Genomic DNA, 17,843 nt, shown 5'->3' on the forward strand with positions numbered 1-17,843 from the left:
CAGCGGTCATGCCAAAGCGCAGCGACATCCACAGCGTGCTCATCATTGGTGCCGGGCCTATCGTCATCGGCCAGGCCTGCGAGTTCGACTACTCCGGTGCACAGGCCTGCAAGGCGCTCAAGGAGGAGGGCTTCCGGGTCATTCTGGTCAACTCCAATCCGGCGACCATCATGACCGACCCGGACATGGCCGATGCGACCTACATCGAGCCCATCAATTGGCGCGTGCTGGAACGCATTATCGAGCGCGAGCGCCCGGATGCGCTCCTGCCCACCATGGGCGGGCAGACGGCGCTCAATTGCGCCTTGGACCTGGCCCGGGAAGGCGTGCTGGAGCGCTACGGCGTGACCATGATCGGTGCCACGCGCGAGGCTATCGACAAGGCCGAGGATCGGGACCTGTTCCGGCAAGCCATGCGCCGCATCGGCCTCGCCCTGCCGCGCTCGGCCATCGCCCACAGCCTGGAAGAGGCTCAGCAGGTGCAGGTGCAGGTGGGCTTCCCGGCGATCATCCGCCCCTCGTTTACGATGGGCGGCAGTGGTGGCGGCATCGCGTACAACGCCGAGGAGTTCGAGGAAATCTGCCGCCGCGGCCTGGATCTCTCGCCCACGCGGGAGCTGCTGATCGAGGAGTCGGTGCTCGGCTGGAAAGAGTTCGAGATGGAGGTGGTCCGCGATCATGCGGATAACTGCATCATCATCTGCTCCATCGAGAACTTCGACGCCATGGGCGTGCACACCGGCGACTCCATCACCGTCGCCCCGGCCCAGACGCTCACGGACAAGGAATATCAGATCATGCGCGACGCCTCGCTGGCGGTGCTGCGCGAGATCGGTGTGGACACCGGCGGCTCCAATGTGCAGTTCGCCATCAACCCCGAAGACGGGCGGATGATCATCATCGAGATGAACCCGCGCGTCTCGCGCAGCTCGGCGCTCGCGTCCAAAGCGACAGGATTCCCGATTGCCAAGGTGGCGGCCAAGCTGGCGGTGGGCTACACGCTCGATGAGCTTCGCAACGAGATCACCGGCGGGGCTACGCCGGCCTCCTTCGAGCCGAGCATCGACTATGTGGTCACCAAGCTGCCGCGCTTCGCCTTCGAGAAGTTTCGGGAGGCTGACTCGCGGCTCACCACCCAGATGAAGTCCGTGGGCGAAGTGATGGCCATTGGGCGCACCTTCCAGGAGTCGCTGCAAAAGGCGCTGCGGGGCTTGGAGACAGACCGCGACGGCCTGAATCGGGTGGTGAACCCCGGTGAGAGCAAGGCGGAGGATGTTCTTCGCCGCGAGATCCGCCAGCCCGGCCCGGAGCGGATCTTCTACATTGCCGATGCCATGCGCCTCGGTTGGGGGCTTGAGGAGATCCAGTCGCTGTCGGGGATCGATCCCTGGTTCCTGGCGCAGATCGAGGAGCTGGTGGCGCTGGAGGCAGAGGTGAAGACGGCCGGTGCCGAGGCGCTCGGTGCGGCCAGGCTCAGGCTGCTGAAACGCAAGGGCTTCTCGGACAAGCGCCTGGCGAAGTTGGTGGGCAGCGATGAGGCGAGCATCCGGCGCCTGCGCCATGGTCACGGCATCCGGCCAGTGTTCAAGCGCGTGGACACCTGTGCCGCGGAATTCGCCACCGCCACCGCCTACATGTACTCAACCTACGACGAAGAATGCGAAGCAGCGCCCACGGATCGACAGAAGATCATGGTCCTCGGCGGCGGACCGAACCGCATCGGTCAGGGCATCGAGTTCGACTACTGCTGCGTGCACGCGGCACTGGCGCTGCGCGAGGACGGTTTTGAGACCATCATGGTCAACTGCAACCCGGAGACCGTTTCCACCGATTACGATACTTCCGATCGGCTCTACTTCGAGCCGCTGACCCTAGAGGACGTGCTGGAGATCGTCCAGGTGGAGCAGCCCTTCGGCGTCATCGTTCAATATGGTGGGCAGACGCCCCTCAAGCTCGCCCGCGACCTCGAAGCCGCCGGTGTGCCCATCATCGGCACCTCGCCGGACTCCATCGACCTTGCCGAAGATCGCGAGCGCTTCCAGCGCTTGGTGCACCAGCTCGATCTGAAGCAGCCGCCGAACGCAACGGCCCGCAGCGAGAGCGAGGCCCTGGAGCAGGCTGCCGCCATCGGCTATCCGCTGGTGGTACGCCCCTCCTATGTGCTCGGCGGGCGTGCCATGGAGCTGGTGTATGACGACCTGGAGCTGGCGCGCTATATCCGCAGCGCCGTCAGCGTCTCCAACGAGGCCCCGGTGCTGCTGGACCGTTTCCTAGACAATGCGATCGAGGTGGACGTGGACGCCGTCTGCGACGGCGAGCGGGTGCTCATCGGCGGCATCATGGAGCACATCGAGCAGGCAGGCGTACACTCCGGAGATTCTGCCTGCTCCCTGCCGCCCTACACGCTGACCGACGCCGCGCAGCAGCGCTTGCGCGAGCAGATGACCCAGCTCGGCCTCGCCCTCGGCGTCCGGGGTCTCATGAATGCGCAGTTCGCGATCCAGGATGACGAGATCTACATCTTGGAGGTGAATCCGCGCGCCTCGCGCACCGTGCCCTTCGTCTCCAAGTCCATCGGTGTGCCCCTCGCCAAGGTGGGGGCGCGCTGCATGGCTGGGACGGACCTTGCCGCACAGGGGTTGGAGCACGTGGTCACGCCGCCGCGGTATTTCGTCAAGGAGGCCGTATTCCCCTTCGTGAAGTTCCCTGGGGTGGACACGGTGCTCGGTCCGGAGATGAAGTCCACCGGGGAAGTCATGGGCATCGGCGACAGCTTCGCCGAGGCCTTCGGCAAGGCTGTGGAGGGTGCAGGCATGTCTTTGCCTAAGCGCGGCAAGGCCATGCTCAGTGTGCGCTCTGCTGACCGTGCACGGGTGGTGGAGGTGGCGCGGGCGCTGGAACGTCTCGGCTTCGAGCTCTACGGCACGCATGGCACCGCGCGGGCGGTGCGCGAGGCGGGGATGGCATGCACGGGCGTGAACAAGGTGAAGGAAGGGCGTCCGCATATCGTCGACATGATCAAAAACGACGAGATCGTCTTTATCGTCAACACCACCGAGGGCACCCAGGCCATCGCGGACTCCGCGGAGATCCGCCGCGCGGCGCTGCAGCACAAAGTCAGCTACACCACCACCATCGCCGGAGCCGAGGCCACCTGCATGGCGCTGCAGCAGGGCGATCTGCTGGACGTTAATCCGTTGCAGGCGCTTTACTGAGGGGTGAGAGGGCGCTAGGCTTTGGTCATCGAGCTGCCGGCGCCCGGCAGCGGATCGGGAGGAGACTCGGCGCCGCAGCCGGCGCGCCGACTCTCCCGCTGCCAGCCGGTCCCCAGTTGATCCCCGACTGGTCCCCAGCCGGACCACTCCCAAACGCAGACAACAGACAACGCCGCATGCGCAGTGGTCGCGTTGCGGCGCGGAAGAGGATTTCACACATGACCCAGGTACCTCTGACAGCCAGGGGCGCTGAACAACTGCGTGCCGAGCTGGAACATCTGAAAAGGGTCGAGCGCCCGCGCGTCATCGAAGCCATCGCCGAAGCCCGCGCCCACGGAGATCTCAAAGAGAACGCGGAGTACCATGCAGCGCGCGAGCAGCAGGGCTTCATCGAGGGTCGAATCAAAGAGATCGAGGGCAAGCTCTCGCATGCGCAGATCATCGACGTTGCCACGCTGCCGCGCACCGGTAAGGTGGTGTTCGGCGTCACAGTGGACGTGCTGGACATCGAAAAGGACGAGGAGCACACCTTTATCATCGTCGGCGATGACGAGGCGGACATCAAGCAAGGCAAGATCAGTGTCAGCTCGCCCATCGCTCGCGGGCTGATCGGCAAGGCCGAAGGGGATGTGGCCATGGTGGAGGCGCCAGGTGGCAAGCGCGAGCTCGAAGTGCTTGAAGTCCGCTACGAATAGGCCGCCGAAATTCTTTGGGGATACCGGCATGTACGTCGTCACGAATCGCGAAGTGCGCGAGACCAAGTCGGGTGAGCCGGCCGATCTCGATATCTTCGGCAAGAAGCCCAACCGCGATGGGCCCAATGAACTGCGCATCGTCCGCGTGGAGCGCGATGGTAACGACTGGGCCGCCGAAACCCTGAAGGACGAGCTGCTGGTGCGCGAGGCGCGCGCATTGCGCGACCAATGGAATCTCGATATCAACCCCAGCGTCGTCCGCCATGCGAGCCTGAAAGTGGCGTGCGAGCTCTACGAGCAGACGCAGACCTCGGGACGCAATCTTGCCGTGTATGTGCACGGCTACAACAACGATATCCGCGATGTGGTGGAGACCGCCGAGGCCATCGAGCAACAGCACGGCGTCATCTGTGTGGTGTTCAGTTGGCCTGCCAATGGTGGTGGGCCGGTTAGCGGTACCGTTGCCTACCGCCGCGATAAGAAGGATGCCCGCGCTTCCATGGATGCGTTGAACCGCTTCTTCGAGAAGATGCAGTTCTTTCACGAAAAGCTCACGGCGGGGATGCGTGAGCGGCTTCGCGAGGTGGCCGCCCAGCGTCATCCGGACAACCCGGACCGCACCCAAGCCCTGTACGCGAAGCTGTGCAGCGAGCAGTGTGAGACCAAGCTCAGCCTCATCTGCCACAGTATGGGCAACTACGTGCTGAAATACGCGTTGCGACCGAGCATGGGCGGCGCCCGGGCATTGCTCTTCGACAACGTCTGCCTTGTGGCAGCGGACACCAATAACGCCGGACACGACAGCTGGGTCGGGTCGCTCGACGTACGCAATCGCGTCTATGTCTTCATCAACGAGCATGACTTCGCGCTCAAGTGGTCGCGACGCAAGCCCGGTGAGGAACAGCTGCCGCGGCTTGGGCACTACATCAAGAACCTGAGTGCCGCAAACGCCTTCTACATCGACGTCACCCGCGCCGGCGGAGTCGGCGAAGCGCACGGCTACTTCGTCGGCGAAGTCCCGGCGGCGAACGAGCAGCTCAAGCAGCTTTTCACAGCCGCGCTGAATGGCGGTAGCCCCGAGTCGGCCCCGGACTCCGTCCTGCGGTTCGCCGCGGACCTGAACCTCTACAGGTTGGTCGGCGGCTAAGCTTGACCCGGCGACGGCGATCCAGCTTCGTGGGCCGAGGCCTGGTCGGCCCATGAAGGCCTTGGTGGATCTTGACCGGCTGCTGGCCGAAGGCCAGATCAGCAGCGAATTGCATGCCCGCCTGCGCCGGCATGCGGCGCAGGAGACGGCGAGTCTGGCCTACGGCCTGCTGGCAGGTCTCGGTGTGGTGGCCGTGGCCGGGGCCGGGATCGCCCTGCTGCCTGCACCGGCCACGGCGATACTGGTGGGGCTGGCGGTTGACGCCCTCGGCCTGGCGCTGGCCTACTTTGGGACCCGCAAATGGCAGTTGGTGGCCGCTCTGTGGGTGATTATCGGCAGCCTACTAACCGCCGGTGGCTTGCTGCTGTGGGCGGCCGGATCGGCGCCCGCATTCATTGCTGCGGCAATCGTGCTGGCCGTGCCCGGCATCCTCGTGCGAAGCCACCTGTTGGTGGTTCTGGCCGTGCTCGCCCTTGCCTCCGCGCTTGGTGCGCGCGCCGGCTACTTCGAAGCGAGCTACCTGCTGGGCATTGATGCGCCGCTGCTCACGGCCCTCTGCTTTGCGCTTTTCGCTCTGCTCGCATACCTGCTGCATCTGCGCCTGCCGCATCCCATGTCCGGGCTGGCGATGAGCGCCGCGCGCACCGGCGTGCTTCTCGTCAACCTCGGCTTCTGGGTGGGCTCCCTGTTCGGGGACCGGTTGCAGGTGGGGGGCTATGAGTGGGAGGTCACGGCGCCGATGTTCGCCGTCGCCTGGGCGCTGGCACTGCTGGGTACCGGCCTCTGGGGCTGGTGGGCAGGGCGCCGTTGGCTCATCAACCTTTGCGCCGTGTTCGGTGCCATCCACTTCCTGACCCAGTGGCTGGAGCGCCTCGGCGCGGCGCCGGGGTCGGTGCTCGTGGCAGGTCTACTGGCCCTCGGCTTTGCGCTGGCGCTGCGAGCGCTGAACAGTGATGCTGCGCGCCGCGGCTGAGGGGCCGCCAGGCGGTGGGCTTCGGGGTATCATGGGCGATTGCGCTGGCAATCACGGAGATATGCGACATGGCAAGCTATAAGACCAACGAATTCAAGGGCGGCCTCAAGATCATGCTGGATGGTGACCCCTATACCATCGTCGAGAACGAGTTCGTCAAGCCCGGCAAAGGGCAGGCCTTTAACCGGGTGAAGGTGCGTAATCTGAAGACCGGCCGGGTGGTGGAGAAGACCTTCAAGTCCGGTGACTCGGTGGAGGCTGCAGACGTGCACGAGACGGATCTTCAGTACCTCTACAACGACGGCGAGCAGTGGCACTTCATGGACACTGACACCTTTGAACAGCTCGGTGCCGACGCCGCCGCTGTGGGCGACGCTGCCAAGTGGCTCAAAGAGCAGGACATGTGCAAGGTCACGCTCTACAACGGTGCACCATTGTCCGTAGAGCCGCCGAACTTTGTCGTCTTGACTATCACGCAGACGGACCCCGGCGTTCGCGGCGACACCGCCACGGGCGGTACCAAGCCCGCCACATTAGAGACCGGCGCAGTCGTCAACGTACCCCTGTTTTTGGAAGAGGGCGAGATGATCAGGGTCGACACCCGCAGCGGTGAGTACCTGTCTCGCGCCAAGGAAGACTGACCGACTTGCCATTGCGTGGGGACTGAGGTGGCCTGACGGCAGTCGGTCCATGATTGTCTTCGGAGTTTCGGCGAACCGCACGCCGCCAGGACCCCGGCTTTCATCCGAGCAGTCCTTTGGCCGGTTCGGTGCTGGACGTTGATGGTGTCAGGCACGTAACCCCAACCTGCTGGACTCCGCGGTGACGATACACCACTGGCGCCCGAGTGCGTCGCTCGCGGCACTCAAAGCACGCGGGCACCTCCTCGCGGAGCTGCGCTCCTTCTTCTCCGAGCGCGGCGTCCTGGAGGTCGAAACCCCCATCCTCTCCGCTGCGTCCAACCTGGACCCCGCCATCGAGCCGCTGTACCTGGACGCAGACCTCACAGGCGCCGGCGCGCAGCGCTGGTACCTGCAGACCTCACCGGAATTCCCGATGAAGCGCCTGCTCGCCGCGGGCAGCGGACCCATCTACCAGGTCTGCAAGGTTTTCCGTGCCGACGAGCGCGGCCGCCGCCATCACCCGGAGTTCACCATGCTCGAGTGGTACCGCCCGGACTTCTCGCTGGAGGAGTTGATGGATGAGGTGGCTGCGCTGGTGTGCCGACTCGTCGGACACCCTGAGCTAGCAATGGAGCGGATCGGCTATCGCGACCTGTTCCTGGGCCGCATGGGGCTCGATCCCTGGCGGGCGAGCGAGCACGAGCTGCGATCCATCTCCCAGGCCCGGGGCATCGCCGACGCCAATCACCTGGATCTCGACACCGACGGTTGGCTCGACCTGCTGCTGTCGCACTGCCTGGAGCCCGACCTCGGCCGCGCCGGGCTCACGTTCGTATACGACTACCCCCCGAGTCAGGCCGCGCTCGCCCGCGTCGAGGCCGGTGATCCGCCGACCGCCCGCCGCTTTGAGGTCTATTGGCAGGGCATGGAGCTTGCCAACGGCTTCGATGAGCTGCGTGACCCGCAGGAGCAGCGCCGGCGGTTCGACCAGGACGGTGCCGCGCGTGCCGCGCATGGCCGGCCAGCCTTGCCGATGGACCGGCACCTACTCGCAGCGATGGAAACCGGCCTCCCTGCTTGCGCCGGTGTGGCCCTGGGTCTGGATCGGCTCCTGATGTGTGCGTTGGATGCCGAGCACATCGATGCCGTGCTGGCCTTCCCCGCGCAGCGGGCCTGAAGGCGGCTGCCGCTTGGGAAATACCGATTTATTGGGCATCCTGCCAAAAAAAATGCAGGACGGAACTCGCCCAGCTGACAACAAGCGCGGTTTCCGGCGGCCTTTAGTGTTGCGGCTTACGCCGCTGACAACGGTAGACCGTCCTCACCCGCCCGGGATACGACCACAAATCGGCATTCCCCTTGGTCCAGCTCGGCATCGGGATGTAGCGTTTCGAGAAGTCGCGAGCCAAGGCGTGCGGCAACGCCGGGGCGCACTGTGTGACGCCGTCGCCTGGCGATGGTGCCCGTCGGTGCCGGCCATCGACGCCTACCGACGAGTCCGAAGACGTCGAGCAGTTGTAGCCTCGGCGTTCGCGGCCGCCAACGGCCCTCAGCCGTCTCACCAACGCCAACGCGTATTACCCATTTCCGCAGGCGGCGTCTCCGAGCCCCAGTAGGGGGCATTGCATCCGCCGTTGGTGCGCATCATGCACCGTGCTGGTGCAAGACGATGCTCGCGGCTGCGCCCCAGCGCAGCGCGTGGCAGTGGTTTTGACGCCGACTGAGTCGTTTACGGGCTTGGCCCAGACTTTGCTTTGATTGCGGCGCCACTGCGGGCTCGACGATGCCCGCCGCGATTGTCCCGACTCGGAGCCTTTGACCTATGCCGAACCCTGCCACCCTGCGGACCCTCAGTTCCCAATCCCATATGCTCAAATCCTTCGCCCTGGCGGCGGTCCTGCTGCTAGGCCTCAGCAGCGGCCTGCTGCACGCCGAAGAAGAAGGCGAAGCCGCCGAGGCCGGCAGTGATGAGACCATCAAGGTCGGCGTGCTGCACTCCCTGTCTGGCACCATGGCCATCAGCGAGACGACGTTGAAGGATACGATGCTGATGCTGATCGAACAGCAGAACGAGAAGGGAGGGCTGCTGGGCAAGAAGCTGGAGGCCGTGGTGGTCGACCCGGCGTCGGACTGGCCGCTGTTTGCCGAGAAGGCCCGTGAGCTGTTGGAGAAGGACAAGGTTGCCGCGGTCTTCGGCTGCTGGACCTCGGTGTCGCGCAAGTCCGTGCTGCCGGTGTTCGAGGAGCTGAACGGGCTGCTCTTCTACCCGGTGCAGTACGAGGGCGAGGAGTCCCAGCGCAACGTCTTCTACACCGGCGCCGCGCCGAACCAGCAGGCCATCCCGGCGGTGGACTACCTGAAGGACGAGCTGGGGGTGGAGCGCTGGGTGCTGGCGGGCACCGACTACGTCTACCCGCGCACCACCAACAAGATCCTTGAGGCCTACCTGAAGCAGAACGGCGTGGCTCAGGAGGACATCATGATCAACTACACGCCCTTCGGCCATTCGGACTGGCAGTCCATCGTCGCCGACATCAAGCAATTCGGCTCCGAGGGTAAGAAGACCGCCGTGGTCTCGACCATCAACGGCGATGCCAATGTGCCCTTTTACAAGGAGCTCGGTAACCAGGGAATCTCCGCCGAAGACATCCCTGTCGTCGCCTTCTCCGTGGGTGAGGAGGAGCTGTCAGGTATCGACACCAAACCGCTGGTGGGCCACCTCGCCGCCTGGAACTACTTCATGAGCGTGCCCACTGATGAGAACGACGCCTTTATCGAGACCTGGCACGACTTCATCGAGGACGACGACCGGGTCACCAACGATCCGATGGAGGCGCACAAGATCGGCTTCGATCTCTGGGTAAAGGCCGTGGAGAAGGCCGGCACCACAGATCCTGACGCTGTCATCGATGCCATCGTGGGTCTGGAGACCAAGAACCTCACAGGCGGGACCGCCAAGATGCTCCCCAACCACCACATCACCAAGCCGGTGCTCATCGGCGAAATCCAAGAGGACGGCCAGTTCGCCGTCGTCTGGCAGACCGATGAGGAGGTGCCCGGTGACGCCTGGTCCGATTACCTGGAGGGCTCGAAGGACCTCAAGGGTGACTGGACCGACCCGGTCAACTGCGGCAACTACAACACCAAGACAGAGGAGTGTCTCGGCGCCGAGGCTGCGGAATAGACTTCCCCAACGCCCGACCCCACCGGCGCGCCTGGCGCCGGCGAGGCTCGGGTATCCAGAACGCGCGGCCGCCGCCTTCAGCCGGACGGCCATGGCTTGCGGGCCGGCAAGGTGGGTCCGCAACAAAAGCTGCTACTGCGGAAAAGCTCTCCATCGATGCGTACCTGGCGTCAAACGATCCGAAGCGGCCAGTGTGCCCGCGCGCCGGCCATGCCAAGCAGATGGGGTGCAGTTTTGCTGCTGCCGGCGTTGCTGCTCGCCTACACGGCGGCGGCTTGGGGGCAGACGCCTGCGGCCGCTGAGGCGGTTGTGGAGCAGCCTGCGCCGACGCCAACCGACGGGTTGATTGAGGCATCGGCTTACGACACCGAGGCAGCCGTGCCTACGGACGCTGATCTATCGACACAGGCCGCCAATGAGGTCGACGCCGCCCCGGCGGCCCCCGATAGCCTGGACGCAGGGGCGGCGGGGCCAGCCGCGACAGACAGCATTGCGGACACGGACAGATCAACGGAGTCGCCAGCGACCCCTGCGGAGTTACCGTCGGCATCATCTCAGGCCCGCGGCACCGACACGGCGCATGGGGGCGCGGAGCTCCCGAAACCACCGAGCCTGGCTGCCGCACTGGCCAAGCTCGCCGACCCTTCTTTCAACGTTAAGGAGCAGGCGGCGGCGGACATCGCCGCGAGCGGCGATCCGCGCGCTGCGGATCTTCTCAAAGCCCTACTCGACGGCGAGCTCTACTTCCGGCGGGATGACAACCGCATCGTCTTCGCCGAGCGAACCGCCGACGGTTGGGCGCTCACGGACGCCCTTAGCGACGAGGCCTTGGGCAATGTTGGCCGCCGCGACGCCCGTAAGATCACCATCAACAATCGCATGCGCAGCGCCTTGCGCACGAACATTGCTGCGTTGACACTCGCGAGCCCGGACCCGGCGACGCGCTTGTCGGCCGCTAAGGAGATGATGGGCGACGTGGACGACGCCGGTATCAGCGCGCTGCGCGGTCAACTCGCGCAGGAAGACGACCCCCAGGTGCGCGAGGCCATTGAGCTGGCGCTCGCCATCGCCGGGCTCGAGGCCGAGACCCTAGAGGAGCGCAAGGCAGCCGTTGCGGCGCTGGGCACGAGCCTGTATCCGGAGGCGCGCAACGCCCTGGACGACTTGATCCGCACCGAGCAGGATCCGGAGCTTCTCGCGGCGGCCCAAGCGGCACGCACCGAAATCGCTCAGCGGGTGGATAACATGCGACGGCTGGAGACACTGTTCTTCGGCCTCAGCCTGGGCTCGGTGTTGGTTCTGGCGGCCATTGGACTCGCCATCACTTTCGGCGTGATGGGGGTGATCAACATGGCCCATGGCGAGCTCATCATGATCGGCGCCTATACGACCTATCTGGTGCAGCTGGCTATGCCCAACGCTATCGACTGGTCGCTGTTCGTGGCGATTCCGGCGGCCTTTATTGTCGCTGGGCTGTTCGGCGTGGCCATCGAGCGGGGTGTGATACGGTTCCTATACGGCCGGCCGCTGGAAACACTGCTCGCGACCTTCGGTATCAGCCTGATCCTCCAGCAGCTGGTACGCACGACCATCTCCGCCCAGAACGTCATCGTCGAAAACCCGAGCTGGATGAGCGGCTCGCTGCAGCTCAATCCGGCGTTGTCGCTGACCTTCAACCGGCTCTACATCTTCGTCTTCTCGCTCTTGGTCTTTGTGGCTCTGCTGCTGGTGCTGAAGCGTACGGCCTTAGGGCTGCAGGTGCGCGCAGTGTCGCAGAACCGGGCCATGGCACGAGCCATGGGCGTCCGCTCGGCGCGGGTGGATGCGCTCACCTTCGGGCTTGGTGCCGGCATCGCAGGGGTCGCCGGCGTGGCCCTGTCGCAGCTCACCAACGTCGGCCCCAACATGGGGCAGGCCTACATCATCGACTCCTTCATGGTGGTCGTCTTCGGCGGCGTCGGAAACCTCTGGGGAACACTGGTGGGTGGGCTCACGCTCGGCGTGGCCAATAAGTTCATGGAGCCCTGGACCGGTGCCGTACTCGCCAAGATTCTGGTGCTGGTGTTCATCATCCTGTTCATCCAGTGGCGCCCGCGCGGGCTGTTCCCGCAGCGGGGTCGGGCGGCTGAAGGTTGAGGTGCGCGTTTCGAGGAGGGGGGTGAGCGTTGATCTCACGGTCTTTTAACGCGGCCCTGCGCTGTCACGAGCCAGTCAACGCAAAGCTTTATTTGGAACCGAGGGGACAGGTCCTTTGACGCTATTGAAGGGTGATACCGGCGGGCAGGTGATGCTCGGACTGTTGCTGGCGGTGGCCATCGTGGTGTCGGTGCTGAATCTGGCGGTGCCCGAGGCTAATCCGCTCCATGTCAGCACCTACACGGTGACGCTGCTCGGCAAGTACCTGACCTATGCGCTGCTGGCGGTGGCGGTGGACCTGGTCTGGGGTTATCTGGGCATCCTGAGCCTGGGCCATGGGGCCTTCTTCGCGCTCGGTGGCTATGCCATGGGCATGTACCTGATGCGCCAGATCGGCGACCGCGGCGTCTATGGCGACCCGATCCTGCCGGACTTCATGGTGTTCCTGGACTGGCAGGAGCTGCCCTGGTTCTGGCACGGCTTCGATATGTTCTGGTTCGCGGCGCTGATGGTGGTACTGGTGCCGGGGGCGCTGGCCTTCGTGTTCGGCTGGCTCGCCTTCCGCTCGCGCGTCACCGGTGTATATCTGTCCATCATCACCCAGGCGCTGACCTATGCCCTGATGCTCGCCTTCTTCCGCAACGAGATGGGTTTCGGCGGCAATAACGGGCTCACGGACTTCAAAGACCTGCTGGGCTTCGATTTGCAGGCGGACAGCACCCGTGTCGGGCTCTTTATTGCTTCCGCCATTGCGCTGGCGCTGGGGTATCTCGCCTGTCGCTGGATCGTCACATCCAAGCTTGGGCGGGTGGCCGTGGCGATTCGGGATGCGGAAGCGCGCACCCGCTTCATCGGCTACCGAGTGGACCGGGTGAAGGTCGCCATCTGGACTTTCTCGGCCATGCTCGCTGGCATCGCAGGCGCCCTGTACGTGCCGCAGGTGGGTATCATCAATCCGGGGGAGTTCTCGCCCCTGAATAGCATCGAGCTGGTGGTCTGGGTGGCCGTCGGGGGCCGAGCGACGCTCTATGGTGCGGTCGTCGGCGCCGTCGTGGTCAATTACGGGAAGACCTATTTCACCGGCGCCTTCCCGGAGGCCTGGCTATTTGCTCTCGGTGGTCTCTTTGTGCTCGTGACCTTGTTTTTGCCAAAGGGCATCGCTGGGCTCTTTCGGCAGCTGAAACGCCGTCGGAGCGGTGCGATGGCGGAGGGCGCAGCGGTATGAGGGGCGTCGCAATAGATCCGTGCACGCTGCTGGGGCTTGTCCACCTGTTCGACAGGACAGCGAAGGGGACGAACGCTCAGAGAGAGGTAACCCTATGAGCATGAGCAAAGCCGAGTCGCGGGACCTGCGGCGCCGTGACCGCGCCTTCAATTTCCGGGGCCAGCGGCGACCCTGGGGCCAGTTCAGAGACTCGATCCGCCGAGACCGCCAGTTTGCGCTCGTCGTCAAGGCGAAGGGTCGAAAGCAGGAGGATTGAGCTTGAGTCCGGTGGCCGACAATGAGCGCGATCTACTGCACCGGGATCGTGCATTCGACTTCAGTGCTCAGCAGCGGGCCTGGGTCCAGTTCAAGGAATCCATGCGCAGGGACCGGACCTTCGAGTTCTTGGTTAAGGCCAAGGATTTGGAGCTGGATGTGAGTCATGGGCCGATCCTGTACATCGAGGATCTCAATGTCAGCTTCGATGGGTTTAAGGCCATCAACCATCTGAATTTCTACGTGGACGCCGGTGAGCTTCGCTGCGTCATCGGCGCCAACGGCGCCGGCAAGACCACGATGATGGACATCATCACCGGCAAGACCAGGCCAGACTCCGGGAGTGTCTATTTCGGCCAGAAGATCGATCTCCTTCGTCTCAGTGAGCCCGAGATTGCGGAGATCGGGATCGGACGCAAGTTCCAGAAGCCTACGGTGTTCGAGCATCACACGTCGTTTGAGAACCTGGAGCTGGCCATGGCCGCCGACAAGCGTGTCTTCCCGACGCTGCTGGCTCGGCTCACCGCGGCGCAGCGTGAGCGCATCGACGAGGTACTGGAGACCATCGGCCTCACCGAGCACGCCCGGCGCGAGGCGGGCAGCCTGTCCCACGGGCAGAAACAGTGGCTCGAGATCGGCATGCTGCTGATGCAGGACCCGCTGCTGCTGCTCGTCGACGAGCCGGTCGCCGGTATGACCCATCAGGAGATGGACCGCACCGCGGAGCTTTTGCTGTCACTCCAGGGCAAGCACTCCGTCGTCGTCGTGGAGCACGACATGGACTTCGTGCGCTCCATCGCCCGGCGCGTCACCGTGCTGCATCAGGGCAGCGTGCTCGCCGAGGGGAGCATGGACCAGGTGCAGAACGACCCGCGGGTGGTGGAGGTGTATCTCGGTGAGTAGACCGATGGTCCGGATCTGGCGATCGCAGACGTCGCTCGATTACGATGACTTTTTCTGCAGCGGGTCCCTGCTCCCCCGAGGAGATTCTCGGCGACCTTTGGCCGGACGCGATGCCACGCTGAGCTGCTTGCGCCATCTTCGTCGAGTCCGCCTTGCGCACCTTGCGAGCTCCGGGAAGCTACCAGATCCATGCTCACGATCAACGCTCTGAACCAATACTACGGCGAAAGCCACACCCTCTGGGACCTGGACATCGAAGTGCCCGCGGGGGAGTGCACCTGCGTCATGGGCCGCAACGGGGTCGGCAAGACCACGCTGATGCAGTGCATCATGGGCCTGCTGCCCCTGTACGGCGGCAGCATGGACTTCATCGGCCGGGACATCGCCAAGCTGCCGGCGGAGCGCCGCGCCGAGCTCGGCATCGGATACGTGCCCCAGGGTCGGCAGATCTTCCCGTTGCTGACGGTGCAAGAGAACCTGGAGATCGGCCTGCCGGCCCGGGCCGATGGCAAGCGTGAGATCCCAGCGTACATCTTCGACCTCTTCCCGGTGCTCAAGGACATGCTGCGCCGCCGCGGTGGCGACCTCTCCGGCGGCCAGCAGCAGCAGCTTGCCATTGGCCGCGCTTTGGTCATTGACCCCAAGCTCTTGATCCTGGACGAGCCGACCGAGGGCATCCAGCCCAACATCGTCCACGAGATCGGTGACATTATCCGCAAGCTCATCGACGATCTGGGGCTGACGGTGCTGCTGGTGGAGCAGAAGCTCCCCTTCGCCCGGCGGGTCGCCGACCGCTTCGTTATCCTCGACCGCGGCCGCCTGATGGCCGCCGGCCCCATGCCGGAGCTGAGCGAGGACCTGGTGAAGCAGTATCTGACCGTGTAGCCGGGTGAGCCGGCGTCGAGCTGTGGGCCCAACTAGCGGCAGTCGCGCTAACCTCGAATAGAAGGCGTTTGCGCCAAGCGCCCTTGCTTTTCACGTGGTCCGCCGGCTCGGCCAATGTGGCCGCGAGGCGGCCGTCGGTCTCAGGCTCGTTCGCAACAGGCTCGCCGGGCGATTGGCTCAACAGCCGACCATGCTGCTTTGGGCGTCGGAAGTGCGGATTTTCGACCCACCTGGTCGGTTTTGCGCGATTCTGGTGCGACGGCCTGAAGTCCGTTGGCACCAGGATGCCGACCGAAGTCGGCGGCCCTAGGTGCCGCTTCTGCGCAGCGGCTTAAGCGTATGCCGGCTGGAAGGCTGTCTCGGGCTCTTCCACCGGTGCGTTGGCTGCGGCGTCCCAGTAGGGCGAGAGCTTGCGCAGCTGCGCGACGATGGGGGGCACGGCCTCGATGACCCGGTCGATCTCCTCCACCGTGTTGTAGCGCGACAATGAGAATCTGGTCGTGCCGTGGGCGGCGGTGAAGGGGATGTCCATGGCGCGCATGACGTGGCTCGGCTCGAGTGAGCCTGAGGTGCAGGCGGAGCCGCTGGAGGCCGCGATGCCGAGCTTGTTCAGCAGCAGGAGAATGGCCTCGCCCTCGATATACTCGAAGGCGATGTTGGAGGTGTTCGGTAGCCGGTTGCTTGGGTCGCCGGTGACGAAGCAATTGGGTACGGCGGTGAGAATGCCCTGCTCCAGGCGATCGCGAAGCGTACGCACCTGGGTCTTCTCCTCGTCCATGTGCGCCAGCGCCAGCTCGCAGGCCTTGCCGAGGGCAACAATGGAGGCGCTGTTCTCGGTGCCGGCACGCCGGCCGCGCTCCTGGTGGCCGCCGCGCAGCAGCGGGCGGAAGCGAGTGCCGCGGCGCAGGTACAGCACACCGATGCCCTTAGGCGCGTGCAACTTGTGCCCGGATAGCGACAGCATGTCGATGGCGGTGCGCTTGAGGTCGATAGGCACCTTGCCCACGGCCTGAACCGCATCGGTGTGGAACATGACCCCGGCGGAGCGCGCCAGCTCGGCCATTTCCTCCACCGGGAAGAGCGTCCCGGTCTCGTTGTTGGCCCACATCACCGAGACGATGGCGACGTTGCTGGACAGGACGTCCAGGTACTGCTGCATGTCGATGCGGCCCTTCTTGTCCACCTTGAGATAGTGGACGGTGTAGCCTTCCTTCTCCAGGTGCTCGCAGAGGCTCAGTACTGCAGGATGCTCGACCACGGTGGTGATGATCTCGCGGCGGTCCGGCTGCGCCTTGAGCGCAGACAGGATGGCCGTGGAGTCCGACTCCGTGCCGCAAGAGGTGAAAACGATCTCCGAGTCCAGCTCTGCACCGAGCAGTGCCTGCACCTGTTGCCGGGCTGTCTTGAGGGCGCGACCGACGCGGTCGCCGAACTGGTGCATGGACGACGGATTGCCGAACTGCTCGGTGAAGTAGGGCAGCATGGTCTCCACCACGGCGGGGTCCACCATGGTGGTGGCGTTGTTGTCGAGGTAGATGCCAGGGGCCGGCGCTTCGGCTTCTGAACGCATGACGAGTCTCTCTTGTTGATGCCCACGGGCCGCGATTCTGGATGTATCCGCGGCGCCGGCAGGGCCGAGGGCCGAGGGCCAGGGGCCGAGGACGCGGATCGCCCTCATGGTCCGACTCTCTCAGACCGTGGTGCCTCGGCCTTCGGCCCTCGGCGCTTGGCCCTTCCCCACAGGCAGCACCCGTACGAACTCGCCCAGGTCCTCGACGATGCGCTGCTGGATGCCCTCCAGCGTGGTGGAGGCCATCTGGCAGCCAGAGCAGGCGCCGGTCATATTGACGAAGACGTTCTTGCCGTCGATGTCCACCAGCTCCACGTCGCCGTGGTCGCGCTGTAGGTTCGGGCGGATGGCCTCGATGGCGTTCTCGATACGGCGGATGCGCGCGAGATTCCCGAGCTTGGGCTTGCCGGCTGGCGGCGGCGCGGCCGCGGTGGGGTCAAAGGTTTTGCCCTCTTCGGCGAGGACGCGGGTCAGGATTTCCTCGATGCCTTCGTGGCAGGCGGAGCAGCCGCCGCCGGCCTTGGTGTAGTTGGTCACCTCTTCGACGCTGCTGAGACCGTTGGCGCGGATGGTGTCCTCGATCATCACCGCGTCTACGGCGAAGCACTTGCACACCAGGGCGCCTTCCTCGTGGTCGTCCTTCCAGACCTCGCCGCGGTAGTTGGCGACCGCAGCCTGCAACGCCTCGCGGCCCATGACGGAGCAGTGCATCTTCTCGGGGGGCAGGCCGTCCAGAAAGTCCGCGATGTCCTGGTTGCTGACGTTGAGCGCTTCATCGACGGTCATGCCTTTGATCAGCTCCGTCAGCGCGGAGCTGGAGGCGATGGCGGAGCCGCAGCCGAAGGTCTGGAAGCCGGCCTCCAGGATGGTGTCCGTAACTGGGTCGACCTTCAGGGTCAGGCGCAGCGCATCACCGCAGGAGAGGGAGCCCACCTCACCGATGGCGTTGGCGTCGGCGACAGCACCGGCGTTACGCGGGTTGAAGAAGTGCTCTTTGACGGTCTCGGAATAATCCCACATGGCTCGGCTCCG

13 protein-coding genes are annotated in these 17,843 nt (G+C 64.8%); 11 read left to right on the forward strand and 2 right to left on the reverse strand.

From position 1 onward, the window contains the following. Positions 1-8: 8 nt before the first annotated feature. From carB to urtE, 11 genes are all read left to right on the forward strand, one after another. Entirely contained in the window at positions 9-3,215 is a 3,207-nt protein-coding gene (gene carB, locus I6U14_RS04805; protein ID WP_296897321.1) for a carbamoyl-phosphate synthase large subunit, read from the forward strand. Positions 3,216-3,433: 218 nt separating this feature from the next. Then, positions 3,434-3,910, forward strand: coding sequence for a transcription elongation factor GreA (gene greA, locus I6U14_RS04810; protein WP_296897323.1), 477 nt, complete (start codon positions 3,434-3,436; stop codon positions 3,908-3,910). Positions 3,911-3,938: 28 nt separating this feature from the next. Then, on the forward strand, positions 3,939-5,057 hold the full coding sequence (locus tag I6U14_RS04815; RefSeq protein ID WP_296897325.1) for an alpha/beta hydrolase: 1,119 nt from the start codon (positions 3,939-3,941) through the stop codon (positions 5,055-5,057). Positions 5,058-5,109: 52 nt separating this feature from the next. Further along, entirely contained in the window at positions 5,110-6,030 is a 921-nt protein-coding gene (locus I6U14_RS04820; protein ID WP_296897326.1) for a hypothetical protein, read from the forward strand. A 68-nt stretch (positions 6,031-6,098) separates the two neighbouring features. Then, positions 6,099-6,671: an elongation factor P gene (gene efp / locus I6U14_RS04825; protein ID WP_296897327.1), complete on the forward strand. Its 573-nt coding sequence runs from the start codon at positions 6,099-6,101 to the stop codon at positions 6,669-6,671. Between the two features lie 181 nt (positions 6,672-6,852). Next, a complete protein-coding gene (gene epmA, locus I6U14_RS04830; protein WP_296897329.1) occupies positions 6,853-7,830 on the forward strand; it encodes an EF-P lysine aminoacylase EpmA in 978 nt (325 codons plus the stop codon). A gap of 690 nt (positions 7,831-8,520) precedes the next feature. Then, positions 8,521-9,837 carry an urea ABC transporter substrate-binding protein gene (urtA, locus tag I6U14_RS04835; RefSeq protein ID WP_296897339.1) on the forward strand — a complete coding sequence of 439 codons (1,317 nt, stop codon included), beginning with the start codon at positions 8,521-8,523 and terminating at the stop codon, positions 9,835-9,837. A gap of 210 nt (positions 9,838-10,047) precedes the next feature. Then, the gene (gene urtB, locus I6U14_RS04840) at positions 10,048-11,973 is read left to right on the forward strand and encodes an urea ABC transporter permease subunit UrtB (RefSeq protein ID WP_296897331.1); all 1,926 of its coding nucleotides are present in this window, start codon (positions 10,048-10,050) and stop codon (positions 11,971-11,973) included. A gap of 151 nt (positions 11,974-12,124) precedes the next feature. Beyond that, positions 12,125-13,198 carry an urea ABC transporter permease subunit UrtC gene (gene urtC / locus I6U14_RS04845; RefSeq protein WP_296897341.1) on the forward strand — a complete coding sequence of 358 codons (1,074 nt, stop codon included), beginning with the start codon at positions 12,125-12,127 and terminating at the stop codon, positions 13,196-13,198. A 357-nt stretch (positions 13,199-13,555) separates the two neighbouring features. Next, positions 13,556-14,356: an urea ABC transporter ATP-binding protein UrtD gene (gene urtD / locus I6U14_RS04850; protein WP_296897342.1), complete on the forward strand. Its 801-nt coding sequence runs from the start codon at positions 13,556-13,558 to the stop codon at positions 14,354-14,356. 189 nt (positions 14,357-14,545) lie between these two features. Beyond that, complete coding sequence (gene urtE / locus I6U14_RS04855; RefSeq protein WP_296897333.1) at positions 14,546-15,241, forward strand: urea ABC transporter ATP-binding subunit UrtE; 696 nt, start codon at positions 14,546-14,548, stop codon at positions 15,239-15,241. A 331-nt stretch (positions 15,242-15,572) separates the two neighbouring features. On the opposite strand, the gene nifS is transcribed toward urtE, so the two are convergent. Both nifS and nifU read right to left on the reverse strand, forming a co-directional pair. Next, the gene (nifS, locus tag I6U14_RS04860) at positions 15,573-16,811 is read right to left on the reverse strand and encodes a cysteine desulfurase NifS (protein WP_296897335.1); all 1,239 of its coding nucleotides are present in this window, start codon (positions 16,809-16,811) and stop codon (positions 15,573-15,575) included. Positions 16,812-16,931: 120 nt separating this feature from the next. Then, a partial coding sequence (nifU, locus tag I6U14_RS04865; protein WP_296897337.1) for a Fe-S cluster assembly protein NifU occupies positions 16,932-17,843 on the reverse strand: 912 nt, incomplete at its 5' end.

It is taken from the genome of Thiohalocapsa sp., from assembly GCF_019695415.1.
Taxonomy (GTDB): Bacteria; Pseudomonadota; Gammaproteobacteria; order Chromatiales; family Chromatiaceae; genus Thiohalocapsa.

Excerpts from the sequence above, each read along its gene's own strand:
- carB (WP_296897321.1), top strand. The coding sequence starts at position 9 with ATGCCAAAGCGCAGCGACATCCACAGCGTGCTCATCATTGGTGCCGGG.
- greA (WP_296897323.1), top strand. The coding sequence starts at position 3,434 with ATGACCCAGGTACCTCTGACAGCCAGGGGCGCTGAACAACTGCGTGCC.
- I6U14_RS04815 (WP_296897325.1), top strand. The coding sequence starts at position 3,939 with ATGTACGTCGTCACGAATCGCGAAGTGCGCGAGACCAAGTCGGGTGAG.
- I6U14_RS04820 (WP_296897326.1), top strand. The coding sequence starts at position 5,110 with ATGAAGGCCTTGGTGGATCTTGACCGGCTGCTGGCCGAAGGCCAGATC.
- efp (WP_296897327.1), top strand. The coding sequence starts at position 6,099 with ATGGCAAGCTATAAGACCAACGAATTCAAGGGCGGCCTCAAGATCATG.
- urtA (WP_296897339.1), top strand. The coding sequence starts at position 8,521 with ATGCTCAAATCCTTCGCCCTGGCGGCGGTCCTGCTGCTAGGCCTCAGC.
- urtB (WP_296897331.1), top strand. The coding sequence starts at position 10,048 with ATGCCAAGCAGATGGGGTGCAGTTTTGCTGCTGCCGGCGTTGCTGCTC.
- urtC (WP_296897341.1), top strand. The coding sequence starts at position 12,125 with ATGCTCGGACTGTTGCTGGCGGTGGCCATCGTGGTGTCGGTGCTGAAT.
- urtD (WP_296897342.1), top strand. The coding sequence starts at position 13,556 with ATGCGCAGGGACCGGACCTTCGAGTTCTTGGTTAAGGCCAAGGATTTG.
- urtE (WP_296897333.1), top strand. The coding sequence starts at position 14,546 with ATGCTCACGATCAACGCTCTGAACCAATACTACGGCGAAAGCCACACC.
- nifS (WP_296897335.1), bottom strand. The coding sequence starts at position 16,811 with ATGCGTTCAGAAGCCGAAGCGCCGGCCCCTGGCATCTACCTCGACAAC.